Raw genomic sequence first — 17,029 nt, 5'->3', positions numbered from 1 at the left:
GGCGGACGTCGCTGGATCCAACGTACTGTGCGGCCGCGGTTTCGGGAAGTCGCCGCAGGCGGAGTTCTGGGCTGAGCGGCGGCTGGGGAGGCTCAGCGGCGCTTCGCCGAACTCTTCCGTGCCTCCTCCAGGTCATCCCAGAACTCCAGCGCGGCAGGGTCGGTCCAGACATGCTCGCCGTAGCAGGCGAGCAGCTCCGCCAGGTTCTCCGCGGCCTCGTACCACTCCTCGGGTCGGACCTTCTTCAGCTTCGGCAGGTGCCAGGAGACCAGGAAACGCTCCAACCGGTCCCGGCGGTAGGCCTTCAGCAGCCCGACGTCGTCCAGCCACCGGGCCCGTGCGCTGTCCAGCGGCAGGTACTTCTTGAAGTAGCTCGGATTCAGGGTGTTGATCGTCGAGTTGCTCACGGCCATGTAATACGTGTGCACGCCGACGTCGAGGGTCCGGATCCGATGCGCATAGTGCAGCATCTGCTGGAAGAAGTAGGAGTCCTGCCCGACGGCCCCGGGGGGCTGGCTGATGCCCAGCCCCTTGAGCCAGTCGGTGCGCGCGACGACGGTCTGGATGCCCAACGGACGGAAGCTCAGCGTTTCCAGCGCGCGGTCAGGCACCGCCAGAGAACCGTCCTCCTCGATCTGGGCGGCGAAGGTCTCCGCAAGGATCCCCGCGTAAGGCAGCCGGGTGTGTCGGCGCGCCCATTGCGACATGTTCCCCAGCACGAAGTCCACGTCCGGGTGGGCTGTGATCTCCTCGTGGAGGCGGGCATAGCCGTCCTCGATGGCCTCATTGTCCGGGTCCAGGTAGGTGAGGTACGGGGTCTGCGCCAGTTCGAGTCCGGTGTTCCGGGGGCGGGAGGCCGAGCCTGATCCGCCACGGGCATGGTGGAAGGAGCTGACGTTGCGGTGCGCCGTGGTCAGCTCCTCGACGGTGTCCAGGGTCACCGGGTCGGTGGAGCCGTCGTCGATCAGCAGGATGTGCATCTGGTCGAAGACGGTGGACCGCCGCAGCGAGGCGAAGGCCTTGTGCCGCAGGTGCTCGCCGTTGTTGTAGACCGGGACGATCACCGAGAGGTCCAGCTCTTCACGTGCGGCCGTCCGGACGATCTCCCTGCGGACCGCCTCGAGGTCCTCACCGTGGGTGAGAGCGCTCGGGGCCCGCCGGACGGTGTCTTCCGCAGGACCTCCGGCAGAGTCTTCTGCCGCCGTGGTCTCGTGGGAGCGGACGTGGATCTCCGTGAGCCCCGGCTCGCGGAGATGGTGCCCCAGGTGGTCCTGCAGGTGGATTCGGCCGGCACCGGCGCACAGCGCCTCGGGCGAGGCCAGCCGCGCGGCATCCGGGTGCAGCCACGCGCTGAGCGAGATGTCGGTGAGCGGCCCGTCAGGGGCCGCTGCCGGCCAGGCCCGATCGGCGCTCAGCCCGGGACCCTCCAGGTCGCGATGGGCGTGGCGGTCTGCGGCCTCTGCACTGTCGGCGTCGATCTTCCCGGTCACCGGCGCGGACTGGTACGAGAGCGCGGCCAGGTGGTCGTCCACATAGGTGGGGGAGTAGCGTCGGCGGGCAGAGACCGGCAGCAGCACGTCGAAGGTGCCTTCTCGTCCGGGAAGTTCGGACCAGCTCACGAGCTCTACTGCGCCGGACTGCTGGACCTGCAGCTCCTCCGCCAGGAGCTGGTCGGCGCGCTCGTCCTCGGTAGTGACCGCCAGGACCCGGTCCGCGGCGTCCGGGACCCGGAGCCCGGCGATCCTGAGTGCCTCGCGCAGCACGTCGACGGCGTGGTGCCGGCGGAAGGCATGGCGCACGCCGTCGCCCTGAGCGCGGCGAAGCTCCTCCAGGTGCAGCTCCTCCAGGCCTGCGGCCACGTCCTCGGCCGAGTTCGCGATGTGCACTTCCGGGTAGTGCGAGTTGAGCCCTTGGTTGTAGGTGGAGAGCACCAGGGAGCTCGAGGCCAGCAGGTCCAGCGTCCGTGGTGAGAAGAAGGTCTGTGAGCCGGCCACCTCCTGGGTCACCACGCTGACCGGGGCGAGCCGGTCCAACTCGGAGACGAGCGTCCGCGCCGAGGGAGCAAGGTGCGGTCGGTGCCGCACCGGGGTCCTGTGACGCCAGGCCCCACGGCCGTGGACGTTCTCATCGATCAGCAGCTGTGACCCCGAGGCGATGACCCCGTCGTGGATCCACTGCAGGCTGCAGCGGGCATCCTTGTCGAGAGCTCCGGCGCGCCGGCTTTCCAGGTGTGAGACCAGGCGCATCGGCTGCTGACGAGATCCCAGCGGGGATCGGCGCAGCGGGCTGATGGGGTGCACCAGCTCGGCGACCTGCACGGAGGCGGGGACCCCGCCGCGGTATTCCTCGGCTGCCGTGTCCGAGACGGCCAGGACGACGTCGCAGCGCGCGGCGAGCCTGATCTCCGGCGGCTGGGGCACCGGGAGCGTGAGGTCCAGGTAGATCAGCGGGATGGAGGCCTCCCGGGCGGCGGCGATGACTCGCCCGCGCGCTCGCGGTGACTTCACCGTCTGGGGGGAGAGCAGCACCGCGTCGGCAGGAGCCACTGCAGACTCCCAGTCGTCCGGGTCGACGGCCTGCAGATCGGCCGAGCCCTGCAGGATCTCTGCCAGCTGCGGATCACCGAGGACGGCGATCGAGCAGGGCAGGGCAGGCCGTGAGGCGCCGGACTCCAGCGCAGGGAGTGCCCCCACGGCGGGGAGCAGCTCTGTCACCAACGCCTCGGTGCCCGACCGTCCGCCCCAGAAGGGGGACGAGTCCCGGACGCCGAGAGTGTCCAAGGAGCCGTGGACGCGCAGCGCCGCCAACGGATCGGCTGAGCTCATCAGCTGGCCGACCTGCTCGCGCGCGCGGTCGAGCTCGGCCTGACGCGCGGCAGGGCCCACCAGACGGGTCGGGGTCACCGGGAGAGCCCTGCTCGTCGGGCAGCCTTCCCGACCTGGCGGCGCACGCGGCGCTTCGCCGCTCGGAAGGTGCGCTCCGGCTCCTGGACGGCGTTCTCCACACGTTTGAGCACCTGGCCGACGCGGGAGTCGGCGGAGTCCGGTGCCGAGGGCGCGGAGGCGGGTGCGGTGACATGCCTGCCTGCGGCCACGCGGTGTTCGAGCTTGGCGACGCGGGCGCGGAGCTCGACGATGTCGGACTCCTGGGTCCGCTCCAGCTGGTCGTAGGCCCAGCGGAGCTCGGCGAGCAGAGCCTCCTGCTGGCCGAGCAGCGCGACGATCACGTCGCGTGCGTCCTCCGACAGGGGCTGCTGCTCGGTCGCGGCATCTGCACTCATGCGGGTCCTCAGTACTCCTCGTCATGGAACGGGCCGGGCCCTGAGCTCCGCAGGGGAGACAGGACCCGCGCGGGGCGGTGGGCTCTGGTTCACGCTAGCGGCTCTTCCTGGGAGAGGCGCTAGCGCGGTGCACACATCCGGATGGTCAGTCGAGCTGGCCCTGGATGAAGCTGCGGGCCTTCGGTGACGTCCAACTGTACTCGCCGTAGGCGTCGGCGATCTCCCGCAGCACGGCGGCGGCCTCTTGGCGCTCATGCGGCAGGACGCGCTTGTACTTGCTCAGGTACCAGGTCACGAAGAAGCTCTCGAAGCGCTGCTCCATATAGGCCTCCAGCAGCCCTGTCTCGCGGAGCCAGGCGGAACGCGCCTGCTCGAGGATCAGATACTTCCGGAAGTACTTCGGGGACACCACGTTCACGATGGAGGTGTCCACCGCGCCGTAGTAGGTGTACACCGGGCGGTAGACCGGGGCGTAGGCCCTCGTGTGGTAGAGCAGCTGCTGGAAGAAGTATGTGTCCTGACCGACGGCTCCCTCGGGCTGAACCAGCTGCAGCGACTTGAGCCAAGCGGTGCGGGCCACGAGGGCTTCGATGCTCGCGGGCCGGAAGCCGATCGCGGGGAGCGTGTCCCGGTCCACCCGGAAGAGTCCGTCGCGGTGAGGGATCGAACCGGCGAACCAGGCGTGGTAGTCGTGCACTGTGCGCCGGGAGGTCCAGACGGCCATCGTGCCCAAGGCGAAGTCGGCGTCCGGCTCCTCCTCGAGACGTTCCATGAGCTCCCAGTAGCCGTCGTCGAGCTCCTCGTCATCCGGGTCCAGGTAGGTCACGTACGGAGTGAAGCTCAAGGCGAGGCCGGTGTTGCGAGGCCGGGAGGCGGAGCCTGATCCGCCACGGGCATGGTGGTAGGCGGTGACGTGGGGCCAGTCGTGGGCCAGCTCCTCCACGGTGTCCACCGTGGCCGGGTCCGTGGAGCCGTCGTCGACGAGCAGGATGTGCATCTGTTCGAAGACGCTGGAGCGGCGCAGCGAGGCGAAGGCCTTGTGCCGCAGATGGTCTCCGTTGTTGTAGATCGGCACCACCACGGCGAGCTTGAGGTCGAGCTCTTCGGCGGTGCGCCGGGCCTGCTCCTGCACCTGGGGCAGATCGTCGCCCTGGTGCGGATCCGGCAGCGGGCGGCGAGGACGTGCCGCCGGGGAACCGGGGGCGGGGGCCACCGCGGTGGATCCGGCGGAGGGGGTGGGTGACGACTGGGAGGACGGCGACGGCGCCGACGAGGGCCGCGCAGCGTCTCCCCTTCGGCGCATCACCGTGGGGGTGTGCCTTGAGGTGTGGGCCTCCCCGCGGACCACCTCCCAGAACGAGGGCCGGGCCATGGTGGTGCCCGGTGAACCCTTGGTGCCCGACGACGCCTCTCCGCTCGACGATCCGGAGATCCTGCGCGCACGGTGGTGTCCCAGGTGGTCCAGGCAGTACACCCGCTCCTGCTCGGCGGCCTGGTGCAGCGACTCCACCGAGGAGAGCAGCGTCGGTTCCGGCCGCCACCAGGCGGTCAGGTCCAGGTCCACGACGCCGGTGCGGTGCCGGTGGGCCTGCGCGTCGGTGGCGGCGGCGTCACCGACGAGCTTCTGGGTGACCGCAGCCGACTGATAGCGGAACGCCGCCACATGGTCGGCCACATAGGTGGGGGAGTGCTGTCGGTCCGCAGAGACCGGAAGCAGCACGTCCAGCTCGGCGGCCACGGTCTCGGCGCCCTCGGCGGTGATGCGCCGTTCCAGCTCCTCCCAGGTGATGAGCTCGACCTCGCCGTGACTCTGCTCAGCCATCTCGCGTGCCAGGGCCGTGGTGTGCTCGGTCGTGACGGCGAGCACGCGTTCACGGACCGGAGCGACCTCGAGGCCGGCACGGGCACAGATGCGGCGCAGCACATCCGAGGCGTGGTGGTCCGTGAAGACCTTCCGGATGCCGTCGGCCTGGACGCGGCGCAGCTCCTCCCGCGACGTCAGCTGCAGGGTCTTGGCCACATCCTCGGCGGAGTTCGCGATGTAGGTGTGCGGATGGTACGAGTTCAGCCCCTGGTTGTAGGTGGCGATGACCATGGTGCCGCAGGCCTGCAGCTCCAGCACCTGGGGGTCGAACACCGCCTGGGAGCCGACCACGGCGTTGATGGCGAGCGCCACGTCCATGCCGCGCTGCAGGCTCTCTGTGCCGTAGGTCAGGTCGATGTCGGCGGCCTCGTCCGCGGAGATGGTCCATGGGCCGTACCGGGTGGGGATCACCCAGTGCTCGGAACCCGGGGCCTGGGAAGGGTCCGGCTGGAGGAACACCGCCGGACGGCCGGAGATCAGCGCTCCGTCCAGCAGGGCCGGGGCATAGGGCGGTCGGGAGAGATGGGGGGCGGGATGAGACTGCTCGCAGCCCAGCAGCGCCACCAGGTCGGTGCGAGCAGGGCGGGTCCCGAGGGGGCTGTGGATCAGCGGATTGACCCCTGCGGGCACCACGTCCACGCTGATCGACTCGGTCTCCTGGGCGCGGTACAGTGCGGCGGCCTCGGCATCGGTGGTCACGATCCGGGAGCAGGCGCGGGCGAGCTCCCCGGTAGCTGCGATGTCGGTGCCCGCCGTGGAGAGCAGCACGGTCGGGATGCCGCGTCCGCGGAAGGCGGGGATCACGGTCTGGGCCAGGTGGCGCAGTGCCAGGGCGTGCTCGAGCGCCTGCCGCTCCCCGGGCTCCTCGGCCTCGTCCAGGGTCTCGAGCAGCGCGCGGGCCTCGGGGTCGGCCGCCAGCGCCTCCTCCCACTGCAGCGGCAGCGGGCCGGTGTCGGTGGCCACCAGGAGCAGGTCCAGGTCGTCGAGGAGCTCCCGCCAGGTGCCCCCGGTGAGCCCGACGACGTCGGCGAGGCCGGTGAAGCGGGCGTGCACCCGTGGCGAGGCGATGAGCCCCACTCGGACCGGCAGCTTCGGCCGGGAGATGCCCAGTTCGCCGTCGGGCAGGCCCTGAGACGCCTCGAGCGCGTCCTGGAGCTGGCGGGCGGGCGTGTGCAGAGCCTCGGCGCCGATCTCGGCCGGGACGGTGAGCGCCTCGAGGTCCTGCGCGCCGAGTGCTGACACCGCCGAGGGGGCGATGGAGGAGATCTGGTCGAGGAACTCGTGGCGCTGCCGGTGCTCGTCGGCCCGCAGCCGGTGGGCCTGGGCGTGGGCTCGGCGCAGCCGGTCCGTCGGGCGGGCCGAGGAGTCGGCGGCGGCAGCATCGGCTGAGCTGCCCGCCCCGGTCGCGAGGGAGCGCGCACGGCCGTTGCGGGCTGTGGCGGAGGCGTCGTCGGAGGTGCCGGACTCCCAGCTGCTGGCGGCCCGGTGATGGGCGTCCTCCACTGTGCGCAGCATCGCCTGGTGGGTGCCCAGGGCGGCCGCGACGACCTCGGCATCCGTGCGCGTGCCGGCCGAGGCGACCGCGGGTGAACCGTCGTCCGAGTGCCCGTCCGCAGACGGAGCAGGGGCGGGTGGGGAAGCCGACGAGGCGGCGACATGGGAGGCGGGCACCGTCTGCGGCCCTGCCGGGGGAGTCTCTGTCCAACGCACATTGCTACTCTAGAGGTTCGGCAGTTGACACGCCCGGTCGGCCACGCAGGCCGGAGCTGCTCTGCCATGCCTGCCCCAGCACTGTCGATCAAGGACCTGCACCCCGTGTTCAACTCCCTCTCCGATCGCCTCACAGCGACTTTCAAGAACCTGCGCGGCAAGGGGCGCCTCACCGAGGCTGACATCGACGGCACCGCCCGTGAGATTCGTCGTGCCCTGCTTGACGCCGACGTCGCCGTCCCGGTCGTCCGCGAGTTCATCGCCCGTGTGAAGGCGCGCTCCCTGGGCTCCGAGGTCTCCGAGGCCCTCAACCCGGGCCAGCAGGTCGTCAAGATCGTCAATGAGGAGCTCGTCGGCATCCTCGGCGGGCAGACCCGTGAGCTGCAGTTCGCCAAGCATCCGCCCACGATCATCATGCTCGCCGGCCTCCAGGGCGCAGGCAAGACGACTCTGGCGGGCAAGCTGGCCTATCGCCTGAAGAACCAGGGCCACACCCCGATGCTGGTGGCCTGTGACCTTCAGCGACCCAACGCGGTCAACCAGCTCCAGGTGGGCGGAGGCCGCGCCGGCGTGCCGGTGTACGCGCCGCACCCGGGCGTGTCCTCGGAGGCCGAGACCCCCACCGGTGACCCGGTGCAGGTCGCGCGCGCCGGCGTCGCGGAGGCCCGTGAGAAGCTGCACGACGTCGTCATCATCGACACCGCCGGCCGGCTCGGCGTCGACACCGAGCTGATGCAGCAGGCCGCCGACATCAAGAGCGCCGTCGGAGCACATGAGGTCCTCTTCGTCATCGACGCGATGATCGGCCAGGACGCGGTCACCACCGCCCAGTCCTTCAACGAGGGCGTCGACTTCACCGGTGTGGTGCTCTCCAAGCTCGACGGCGACGCCCGCGGCGGTGCGGCGCTGTCGGTGGCCTCGGTGACGGGGAAGCCGGTGATGTATGCCTCCACCGGCGAAGGTCTGAAGGACTTCGAGGTCTTCCACCCGGACCGCATGGCCCGGCGCATCCTCGACATGGGCGACGTGCTCTCGCTCATCGAGCAGGCCGAGGCCAGCTGGGACAAGGCCGAGGCCGCCAAGATGGCCCAGAAGTTCGCCGACCAGGAGGACTTCACGCTCGAGGACTTCCTCGCGCAGATGCAGCAGCTCAAGAAGATGGGCTCGATGAAGAAGATGCTGGGCATGATGCCCGGCGCCCAGGGCATGCGCCAGCAGCTGGAGCAGTTCGACGAGTCCTCCATCGGTCGGGTGGAGGCGATCATCTACTCGATGACCCCCCATGAGCGGGTGGCCCCGAAGATCATGAACGGTTCGCGTCGGGCGCGTATCGCCAAGGGCTCCGGCGTCCATGTCTCTGAGGTCAACCAGCTCCTCGAGCGGTTCGCCCAGGCCCAGAAGATGATGAAGAAGATGGCCGGCGGCGGGATGCCGCAGATGCCCGGCGGCGGAGCGATGCCCGGCGGCGGAGGCATGCAGGGCATGGGCGGGATGCCCGGCATGGGTCCCGGAGCCGGCAAGGGGAAGAAGAAGGCCGTCAAGGGCAAGGGGAAGAAGAAGGCGCGCTCCGGGAACCCTGCCCGCGCCGCGCAGGAGGCCCAGGAGGCCGAGCGCCGGAAGGCCGAGGCCGCGAGCAGGCGCATGGACGGTTCGAGCTTCGGGGCCGGTGCGGAGGATGACTTCGACCCGTCCCAGCTGAACCTGCCCAAGGGCTTCGAGAAGTATCTCAAGTGAGCTCAGTGCCGTCAGCGCGCGCCGAATCGCGCGACGGCGGTTTCTCTGACAGAATAGGCAGGTACTTTGATCAGCCGTGGCGACCCTCTATTCCCGCGGCGGGTTCATCGGCATTGAGCGGTCGCATCGATCTGAGCAGCAATCCCCACGCAGCGCGATGCTCGACCGCGCCCCTGACACCAGAAACAGGAGTGGACCACTCAAGTGGCAGTCAAGATTCGTCTGAAGCGGATGGGCAAGATCCGCGCACCGTACTACCGTGTCGTCGTCGCCGATTCCCGCACCAAGCGTGACGGTGCGGCCATCGAGCAGATCGGGAAGTACCACCCGACCGAGGAGCCCTCGTTCATCGAGATCGACTCCGAGCGTGCCCAGCACTGGCTCTCCGTCGGCGCCCAGCCGACCGAGCAGGTCCTGGCACTGCTGAAGATCACCGGCGACTGGCAGAAGTTCAAGGGTCTCGAAGGTGCCGAAGGCACCCTGCGGACCCGGGCCGCCAAGGAAGAGTTCGTGATCCCGCAGAAGGGTTCGGTCCTCTCCGAGAAGGCCGGCGCCCCCAAGGCCGAGGCCACCGCCGCGGCCCCCGCCGAGGAGGCTGCGGAGCAGGTCTCCGAGGACAAGGCTGAGTGATCCACAGTGGCTGATGCAGTGCTGTCCGACGCCCTCGAACATCTCGTGCGCGGCATCGTCGACTCGCCTGACGACGTCGACGTGCGCCGCCGCAGCGGCCGCCGCCACGATGTGCTCCAGGTCCGGGTCCACCCGGACGACCTCGGCCGAGTCATCGGCCGGGCCGGACGCACCGCCAAGGCACTGCGCACCGTGATCGCGGCGCTCCCCGACGGGGACCACGTCCGGGTCGACGTCGTCGACACCGACCGTCGCCGCTGAGCGGCGTCACGGTCATCGGACACCCATGAGCTCTGCTCATCAGCGCCGGGAGCACCCCGACACGAGCGACCCGCAGGCACTGCCGGAGACGGCGGAGCGCCTGCGGGTCGCTCGTGTCGGCAAGCCGCACGGCGTGCGCGGCGAGGTCACCGTGCAGCTGTTCACCGATGAGCCCACGGTGCGTCTCGCACCGGGCGCCGTGCTCATCCGCACCCCTGGTCGCGACACCCCCGACCGCACGACCGCCTCGCTGACCGTCTCCGGCCAGCGGTGGAACAAGAGCATCTGTCTGCTGACCTTCGCCGGCATCGGCGACCGCGACGCCGCGGAGGCGCTGCGCGGCTCCTTCCTCCATGTCGAGGTCCCCGCCGAGCCGGAGGACGAGGACGGCTGGTACAGCCACCAGATCGCCGGCTTCCGCTGCGTGGGAGCTCAGGAGCAGGACCTCGGTACGGCCCGTGAGATCATCACCGGCGCGGCCCAGGACCTGCTGTCCGTCGAGACTCCGTCCGGCGAGGAGGTGCTCGTGCCCTTCGTCGAGGAGCTCGTTCCCGGGATCGACGTCGAGGCTCGCACGATCCGACTGGACCCGCCGGTCGGGCTGTTCTGACATCTCCTCCGCTTCGACGCTGAAGGCGCCGCGGCGGAAGCACAGGAAGGCATCCCTCACGATGCGCATCGACGCCGTCTCGATCTTCCCCGAGTTCTTCGACGCCCTGGACCTCTCGCTCATCGGCAAGGCCCAGCGTGAAGGCCCGCTCGACCTGCGCCGTCACCAGCTGCGCGACTTCACCGTGGATCGGCACCGCACCGTCGACGACACGCCCACCGGCGGAGGAGCCGGAATGGTCATGACCCCCGAGCCGTGGGCGCTGGCACTGGAGCACGTCCTCGCTGATGCCGGGCGGAACCCGTCCCCCCGAGAAGACGAGCCCGGTCAGCGGCACCCTGCCGGCGAGCCTCCGGTGCTCATCGTCCCGACCCCCGCGGGGGAGCTCTTCACCCAGCGCACCGCCGAGGAGCTGTCGGAGCGCGAGCACCTCGTCTTCGCGGCGGGCCGGTACGAAGGCATCGATCAGCGTGTCACAGCCTGGGCCGGACATCACTTCGAGGTCCGCCCGATGAGCATCGGCGACTACGTCCTCAACGGGGGAGAGGTCGCCATCATCGTCATGGTCGAGGCCATCACCCGCCTGCTGCCCGGAGTGCTCGGCAACCCGGAGTCGCTGGAGGAGGAGTCCCACGCCGACGGTCTGTTGGAGTATCCCGTCTACACCAAGCCTGCGGTCTGGAGAGGCCTCGAGGTGCCCGAGATCCTGCTCTCCGGCAACCATGCCCGGATCGAGGAGCATCGCCGCGAGGAGCAGCTGCTGCGCACGCGCCGCATCCGCCCCGACCTCTATGCCAAGCACATCGTCGCCCAGGAGCAGGCGGCGAGGCGCGAGGCGGAGGGAGACTGAGTCGGCTCGTGCGGCGATTCGCAGGGGCTCACCTGCCTCGGCGCCTCATTGGGCGTGCCCCTGGTCGCCACTCCCTGCGCCGATCTGGCATAATAGGTCCCTGTGCCTGCTGGATGGCCGCATCTGCCACGGGGGATGACCATCAACAGCCGGGCCGCCGGTGCCGCTGATCCTGTCGGCGCCGGAGAACCAGCCTGATGACCCCGCCGCAACGGCGCGCCCGCACTCCGGGCGAGAGGTCTGTGACCAAGACGAGTGACCTGTGGCAGTCGTCTGAGGAGAAAGCACCATGCACACTCTCGACTTCGTCGACGCGGCCAGCCTGCGTCAGGACATTCCCGCGTTCGGCCCCGGCGACACCGTCAACGTGCACGTGAGCATCGTCGAAGGCAAGACCACCCGTGTCCAGGTCTTCAAGGGCTATGTGCTCGGCCGCCAGGGACACGGCGTCGGTGAGACCTTCACCGTCCGCAAGGTCTCCTTCGGCGTCGGCGTGGAGCGCACCTTCCCGGTGCACTCACCGGTGACCGAGAAGATCGAAGTCGTCGCCCGCGGTGACGTCCGCCGTGCGAAGCTCTACTACATGCGCGACCGCCACGGCAAGGCCGCCCGCATCCGTGAGAAGCGCGAGTCGGCCATCGCCCGCCAGAAGTCCGAGGGCGCCGAGGCCCCCGAGGCCTGAGCGGTCCGGGGCCGGCCTGAGCGACGGGCGCGTCCCTGAGATCAGGCTCCTCATCATGTCTGCCTCCACGAGCCCCGAGTCATCCGGCGACGCCGGAACGACTCGGGGCTCGTCGCATGCTCACCCCCCGGCGGTGGGGGCGGGGCGCCGGCGCGTACGTCTGCGGCTGTGGCATCTCGGGGTGCTCACCGTGCTCGTCGCCGTGCTGGCCGCCACCGCGGTGCGCACTCTGGTGATCGACGTCTACACGGTCGACCAGGTCTCCATGCAGCCCACTCTCGACGACGGCGAACGGATCCTGGTGGACCGGTCCTACCCCGATGAGGACGGAGTCCGGCGTGGTGACGTCGTCGTCTTCGACGGCACGGGGTCCTTCGCCCCCTATCAGCGCGACCAGGGTGCCATGGTGCGGTTCGTCCAGCACATCGGTCACTGGTTCGGGCAGGGGTCTCCGCCGCAGACCTACGTGAAGCGGGTCATCGGAGTCGGCGGCGACACTGTGGCCTGCTGCGATGCCCAGGGTCGAGTCACCGTCGGGGACGAACCCCTGGAGGAGCCCTACCTGCTTCAGCCGGCCACCCGGTCCACCCCGGCCTCGGAACAGAGCTTCGAGGTCCAGGTGCCTGAGGGACGGTTCTGGGTGATGGGGGACAACCGGACGGAGTCGGTGGACTCCCGTGCCCTGCTCGGAGCCCCCGGTGGCGGTATGATCAGCGAAGATCGGCTGATCGGCCGGGCCACCGACGTCTTCCTGCCCTGGAGCTCACGACGCCATCTTGCTGAGCTTCCCGCATCGGAGGCAGTCCGCACCGGCGGGCAGGCCTCTGCCGACGACCACGAGAGCCAGGAGATCCCGGATGACCAGTGAGGACGAGACGTCCGCGGTGCCGCACGAACCGGAGGACACGTCCTCGCACGAGCGCCCCGACGGGACCCGTCGTCGCCTCAAGGACAGGAGTCCTGCTGCGGCGTTCCTGGTCGAGGTCGGCACCATCATCGTGCTGGCGCTCGTCATCTCCTTCGTGGTCAAGACCTTCCTGATGCGCGCCTTCTACATCCCCTCGGAATCGATGGAGGCCACCTTGGAGGTCGACGATCGCATCGTGGTGAACCTGCTGGCGCCCGAGGTCATGGACGTCGAGCGCGGTGACGTCGTCGTCTTCGAGGACACCCGCGGCTGGTGGGGCTCGGCCGAACAGACGGAGACCACCGCGGCTCAGGATGCGCTGGTCTTCCTGGGACTGATGCCCGACACCTCCGCCCACTACGTGGTCAAGCGCGTCATCGGCTTGGACGGCGACGAGGTCGAGTGCTGCGACGACTCCGGCCGGCTCAGCGTCAACGGCGAACCCGTCGATGAGCCGTACCTGTTCCCGGGAGACGTGCCCAGCCAGGCCGAGTTCGCCGTGACCGTGCCCGACGACCACGTCTGGCTGCTCGGTGATCATCGCTCCGCCTCAGCAGACTCCCGAGCGCATGTCCAGGACGGAGACATGGGCGCGGTGCCGATGGAGGACGTGATCGGGCGGTCCACTGCGATCATCTGGCCCCTGGATCGGTGGTCCGGCGGCGGCTCGGACAGGGAGCCGTTCCTCGACGTGCCCGAGGCACCCTGATGCCGGAGGACGCGACCCTGCTCCCCGAGCTGGAGCTGGCCGCCGCCACTGGGGCCCGCTACGTGGCCGGGGTCGACGAGGTGGGCCGCGGCGCGCTGGCGGGGCCCGTCAGCGTCGGGGTCACCGTCTATGACCTGCACGAGCCGGAGCTGCGGCTCTGCCGGGCCACCGGGGTGGCCGAGGGGCTCCACGGCGTCCGGGACTCCAAGCTGCTCACGGCCAAGGCCCGCGGGCGCTGGGCCCCGATCGTCACGGCGCGGGCCGCTGCATCCAGCGTGCAGCATCGGGCGGCAGCCAGAATCGATGAGGTCGGCATCACCGCGGCCCTCCGCGAAGCTGGTCTGGCCGGGCTCGACGAGGTCGAGGACCGGCTGGGACGGGCCGTGGACGCGGTGATCCTCGACGGCTCCCATGACTGGCTCACCGGTGGGCGGTCGTCGCGGGTCACCTCCATGGTGAAGGCCGATGTGAAGGCGCTCTCGGTGGCCTCGGCGAGTGTGATCGCCAAGGTCCGGCGTGACGCCCTGATGGAGGAGCTGGCGCTCCAGCACCCCGGCTATGGGTGGGACTCCAACCGGGGCTATGGCTCGGCGGCTCATCGCGCTGCTCTCGTCGAGTCGGGGATCACCCCGCATCATCGACGGTCCTGGAACCTGCTGCCTGTTCCGGCGTGAGCGGAGGAGGGCCCCACGAGCGGGACCGCCGAGGCGGGACCCGCCGGTGTTCCTCCACAGCCGGCCGCGTTCGGCTGACGACACGCCCGACATTCCACAGACGCCGCTGCGGCGTCGTCCCGACAGGCCGCGCAGCGGCACAGTGGTGCTCACCGAAGAAGGGAGCACCACCGCATGGACATCACACCGCCGCCGAGCGTGCCGAAGGCCTCGTCAGGTCCGCTCCGGACGGCTCCCACCAAGGATGAGCTCGGAATCCTGGGGGAGCAGCACGCGGAGGCCCACCTCGTCGCACGAGGGCACATCGTCCTGGAACGGCGGTGGCGCAGCCGGCACGGCGAACTGGACCTGATCACCCTCGACGACGACGTGCTGGTCGGCGTCGAGGTCAAGACTCGTCGGGGACTGGGATATGGGCACCCCTTCGAGGCCGTCACCGGGGTGAAGCTGGCTAGGCTGCACCGTCTGCTGCGGGAATACGCGGCCCAGCACCCCGGAGTCCGAGTTCCGCTGCGCATCGACGTCGTCGCGGTGCTGTTCCCACCTGGTCGTCGCGGTGCGCCGGCGCTGGCCGAGGCAGGGCTCGGGGTGCCCCAGATCGAGCACCTGGAGGATGTCCGGTCATGAGCATGGGACGCGCGCGGTCGGTGGCGCTGGTCGGGGTGGAGGGGCATCTCATCGAGGTGGAGGCCGACATCGGCCAGTCCCTGCCCGCCTTCATCCTGCTGGGGCTCCCAGACGCCTCGCTGCGGGAGAGTCAGGACCGCATCCGATCTGCGGCGAAGAACACGGGTCTCGACCTCCCGGCCCGGCGACTCACGGTGAACCTGCTGCCGGCTTCGCTGCCCAAGTCCGGCTCTGCGCTGGATCTGGCGATCCTGATCAGCGCATGGGCGGCCCAGGGGCTGGTCGTCGGCACGGAGGACGTCGTCTTCCTCGCCGAGCTGGGCCTGGACGGTCGGCTGCGACCCGTGCGGGGCGTGCTGCCGGCTGTCGCCGCGGCGGCCCGGGCAGGAGCGGTGCGGTTCGTGGTCTCCCGGCAGAACGCTGCGGAGGCGGCTCTGGTGCCCGGCGTGGAGGTGCTCGCCGCCTCGCACGCCTACGAGGTGGCGAAGGGCTTCGCCGCCCCGGCAGGACGTGACGGGGGCGTCGACGCCGTCGACCGGAGCCGTCTGCCCCTGGACCCTGACGCTGGGATGGACCGGCACATCGGCGGTGCCGCCGCTGGGCTCGACACCGAGGACCCTGGTCCAGACGTGGCCGATCTCGCAGACGTGCGCGGACAGCATCAGGCACGATTCGCACTGGAGGCGGCGGCCGCAGGGGGTCATCACCTCCTCCTCATGGGAGCTCCGGGTCCCTGTCCTTAACCATCGATATGACGTTGCGCTCGTATATCAGGATTATCTGGTGTTGGCACTGTCGCCGTGGACGTTCTGTAACCGAGTGATCAGTGGCAGTGTCAAAGAGAACCGGGCACCGACCAGCCCGTTAGGATCGGAGCATGATCATCACCAGCAGCACACCTGGATATCCATATCAACAAGGACGGAAATCTGCTAGCTGGGAAGACTTCAAGGGCCAAATCCGCAGCGTTGATCGCGATACTCTCCTGATTCAATGCGCCGCGGCGAGTGCGGCGATTACTCCCAATGACGACCGCGACGATTCCCTGAGTCGGCGGGGGCTCAACCCGTGGAATATTGCCGACGTTGCGCGCACGTCACTTGCATGGGGATCGTTCCAACGACCACAAGCTGACAGCAAAGTCCTTCTGCGCCTTTGTAATATGAACGTGCACCTGACCGATGAGGAACTTCGCTCAAACCCCGATCGGTCTGATGCTTTCGCGAAGACCCTCACGCGGATGTACTTCGAGCAGTTCCCCGGCCAGCGAAATATTTTCCCGGCGCTCTCAAGAACCATTCTCCTCTTTGGCTCAATGAGCGAACATCCAAACGGCTTTTCGCCGGAAAAGATGACCGCAGGTTGGTTCGAGGAGATCACGAACGGCCTGACGCTTGACGACTACGTCGAATCGGTGTTTGTCATATCTGTTGGCGCTCATTCCAACAACGGCGTATTTAGTCTTCAGTGGCTAACCGGTGAGGCATTTCAGGGGCTGGGGGAGGTGCTCTCGTTTAAGGCGCTGCGGCAGACGTTTACTGAGCAGCTCGTCACCTCCGTGGCCGAGTTCAAGCGGGTGAACCGTCAGTTCCAAGACCATGCGACCTCGGCTCAGAAGAAGTTCGCGTTTAACCCCCTTGCGAATCGACCATTCATCGACGGAATTACTGATGATCCGATCGCGCCTTGGTGCCAGGCGATCATTGCCAAGGCCCTTCCGCCGGCCATCTATTTTCTCGGCGTCCAAGCATTCGGCGACGGTTTCGCTCGAGATCTGGGTCACGTGTTTCAGCATTATGTAGGCCGTCACCTGGAACTCGTCAGCGGTGATTGCTCGTCCAAGCCTGAGGTTCCGTATCTTTTCAAGAAGAACCGCATCGATTCTTGTGACTGGTTCCTTGACCTCCCCGGGTTGCTCGTGCTGATTGAGTGCAAGGCAAGACAGCCCATTGAGGCTCTTAGGGTCGGTAGGGACAGCTGGCTCGATTCGGTCTCCGGCTCAATCGGCAAAGGCATTGACCAGCTGAACCGGTCGCATCGAGATATCGAAGCTATCGCAGCCGTCAACCCGGAAATCGACCCGACAAAAACACGCGTAGGGCTCGTCATTACCTTGGAACCGTTCTATATGGACCAAAACTGGCCGATGCGCGCGCAACTACCGGATGCGGATTTCCCTGTGGGGGTGCTGTCCATCGAAGAACTGGAGTCGCTTGTCACGCTCTCGGGCGATGAACTGGCCGACCTACTAACGAAAGCAGCGCACGATTCCGTTGACGGAGTATTGCTGATGACGCCTACCCTGAAGGCGGCGGCCGGACGGGAGAACCTGCTCCTGGCGTCCACCTGGGATTCAATTGGGCTGTTCAAGCGCATTGATGACGAGCAGAACCGCAAGGCAGCTACCTAAGTGTGCTTCGAAGCTTCCGCGTCGATGTTGCCCGGTGCAACGCCAAGGCACAGTGGCACCGACCGCTAGGATCGAAGGGAT

The 17,029-nt window shown here is 68.6% G+C and carries 15 protein-coding genes; 12 read left to right on the top strand and 3 right to left on the bottom strand.

Annotated features, from left to right (window positions below; genetic code table 11):
- Positions 1-92 precede the first annotated feature (92 nt).
- From ODE13_RS13315 to ODE13_RS13305, 3 genes are all read right to left on the bottom strand, one after another.
- Positions 93-2,903, bottom strand: coding sequence for a glycosyltransferase family 2 protein (locus ODE13_RS13315; protein WP_322479697.1), 2,811 nt, complete (start codon positions 2,901-2,903; stop codon positions 93-95).
- On the bottom strand, positions 2,900-3,280 hold the full coding sequence (locus ODE13_RS13310) for a hypothetical protein (RefSeq protein WP_322479696.1): 381 nt from the start codon (positions 3,278-3,280) through the stop codon (positions 2,900-2,902). Before ODE13_RS13310 ends, ODE13_RS13315 begins: the two co-directional genes overlap by 4 nt.
- Before the next feature lie 145 nt (positions 3,281-3,425).
- On the bottom strand, positions 3,426-6,854 hold the full coding sequence (locus tag ODE13_RS13305; protein ID WP_322479695.1) for a glycosyltransferase: 3,429 nt from the start codon (positions 6,852-6,854) through the stop codon (positions 3,426-3,428).
- A 105-nt stretch (positions 6,855-6,959) separates the two neighbouring features.
- Here ODE13_RS13305 and ffh point away from each other — a divergent pair, with 105 nt between their 5' ends.
- From ffh to ODE13_RS13245, 12 genes are all read left to right on the top strand, one after another.
- Complete coding sequence (gene ffh / locus ODE13_RS13300; RefSeq protein WP_179543268.1) at positions 6,960-8,588, top strand: signal recognition particle protein; 1,629 nt, start codon at positions 6,960-6,962, stop codon at positions 8,586-8,588.
- Positions 8,589-8,792: 204 nt separating this feature from the next.
- Entirely contained in the window at positions 8,793-9,218 is a 426-nt protein-coding gene (gene rpsP, locus ODE13_RS13295; RefSeq protein ID WP_322479694.1) for a 30S ribosomal protein S16, read from the top strand.
- Between the two features lie 18 nt (positions 9,219-9,236).
- The gene (locus tag ODE13_RS13290) at positions 9,237-9,479 is read left to right on the top strand and encodes an RNA-binding protein (protein WP_179543267.1); all 243 of its coding nucleotides are present in this window, start codon (positions 9,237-9,239) and stop codon (positions 9,477-9,479) included.
- Between the two features lie 25 nt (positions 9,480-9,504).
- Positions 9,505-10,089 (top strand): ribosome maturation factor RimM, encoded by a 585-nt coding sequence (rimM, locus tag ODE13_RS13285; RefSeq protein ID WP_322479693.1) that lies wholly within the window; start codon positions 9,505-9,507, stop codon positions 10,087-10,089.
- Positions 10,090-10,150: 61 nt separating this feature from the next.
- Complete coding sequence (trmD, locus tag ODE13_RS13280; protein WP_322479692.1) at positions 10,151-10,939, top strand: tRNA (guanosine(37)-N1)-methyltransferase TrmD; 789 nt, start codon at positions 10,151-10,153, stop codon at positions 10,937-10,939.
- A 289-nt stretch (positions 10,940-11,228) separates the two neighbouring features.
- On the top strand, positions 11,229-11,621 hold the full coding sequence (gene rplS / locus ODE13_RS13275; protein WP_179542883.1) for a 50S ribosomal protein L19: 393 nt from the start codon (positions 11,229-11,231) through the stop codon (positions 11,619-11,621).
- A gap of 55 nt (positions 11,622-11,676) precedes the next feature.
- Entirely contained in the window at positions 11,677-12,489 is an 813-nt protein-coding gene (gene lepB, locus ODE13_RS13270) for a signal peptidase I (protein WP_322479691.1), read from the top strand.
- Positions 12,479-13,237, top strand: a complete 759-nt coding sequence (gene lepB / locus ODE13_RS13265; RefSeq protein WP_179542881.1) for a signal peptidase I — start codon at positions 12,479-12,481, stop codon at positions 13,235-13,237. The genes lepB (ODE13_RS13270) and lepB (ODE13_RS13265) overlap by 11 nt, the downstream gene beginning before the upstream one ends.
- Positions 13,237-13,911 carry a ribonuclease HII gene (locus ODE13_RS13260; protein WP_322479690.1) on the top strand — a complete coding sequence of 225 codons (675 nt, stop codon included), beginning with the start codon at positions 13,237-13,239 and terminating at the stop codon, positions 13,909-13,911. Before lepB (ODE13_RS13265) ends, ODE13_RS13260 begins: the two co-directional genes overlap by 1 nt.
- 174 nt (positions 13,912-14,085) lie before the next feature.
- A complete protein-coding gene (locus ODE13_RS13255; protein ID WP_322479689.1) occupies positions 14,086-14,538 on the top strand; it encodes a YraN family protein in 453 nt (150 codons plus the stop codon).
- Positions 14,535-15,281, top strand: a complete 747-nt coding sequence (locus ODE13_RS13250; RefSeq protein WP_322479688.1) for a magnesium chelatase domain-containing protein — start codon at positions 14,535-14,537, stop codon at positions 15,279-15,281. Before ODE13_RS13255 ends, ODE13_RS13250 begins: the two co-directional genes overlap by 4 nt.
- A gap of 134 nt (positions 15,282-15,415) precedes the next feature.
- Positions 15,416-16,948 (top strand): hypothetical protein, encoded by a 1,533-nt coding sequence (locus ODE13_RS13245; protein ID WP_192477168.1) that lies wholly within the window; start codon positions 15,416-15,418, stop codon positions 16,946-16,948.
- The last annotated feature ends 81 nt before the right edge of the window (positions 16,949-17,029 follow it).

It is taken from the genome of Nesterenkonia sp. HG001 (assembly GCF_034438835.1).
Lineage (GTDB): Bacteria > Actinomycetota > Actinomycetes > Actinomycetales > Micrococcaceae > Nesterenkonia > Nesterenkonia xinjiangensis.
Note: the sequence above shows the minus strand (reverse complement) of the source record. Positions and strands in the feature narration are given on the sequence as shown.

Bases quoted from the DNA above. Each gene is read 5' to 3' on its own strand.
- ODE13_RS13245 (WP_192477168.1), top strand. From the start codon at position 15,416: ATGATCATCACCAGCAGCACACCTGGATATCCATATCAACAAGGACGG.
- trmD (WP_322479692.1), top strand. From the start codon at position 10,151: ATGCGCATCGACGCCGTCTCGATCTTCCCCGAGTTCTTCGACGCCCTG.
- lepB (WP_322479691.1), top strand. From the start codon at position 11,677: ATGTCTGCCTCCACGAGCCCCGAGTCATCCGGCGACGCCGGAACGACT.
- lepB (WP_179542881.1), top strand. From the start codon at position 12,479: ATGACCAGTGAGGACGAGACGTCCGCGGTGCCGCACGAACCGGAGGAC.
- rimM (WP_322479693.1), top strand. From the start codon at position 9,505: ATGAGCTCTGCTCATCAGCGCCGGGAGCACCCCGACACGAGCGACCCG.
- ODE13_RS13255 (WP_322479689.1), top strand. From the start codon at position 14,086: ATGGACATCACACCGCCGCCGAGCGTGCCGAAGGCCTCGTCAGGTCCG.
- rplS (WP_179542883.1), top strand. From the start codon at position 11,229: ATGCACACTCTCGACTTCGTCGACGCGGCCAGCCTGCGTCAGGACATT.
- ODE13_RS13260 (WP_322479690.1), top strand. From the start codon at position 13,237: ATGCCGGAGGACGCGACCCTGCTCCCCGAGCTGGAGCTGGCCGCCGCC.
- ODE13_RS13250 (WP_322479688.1), top strand. From the start codon at position 14,535: ATGAGCATGGGACGCGCGCGGTCGGTGGCGCTGGTCGGGGTGGAGGGG.
- ODE13_RS13310 (WP_322479696.1), bottom strand. From the start codon at position 3,280: ATGAGTGCAGATGCCGCGACCGAGCAGCAGCCCCTGTCGGAGGACGCA.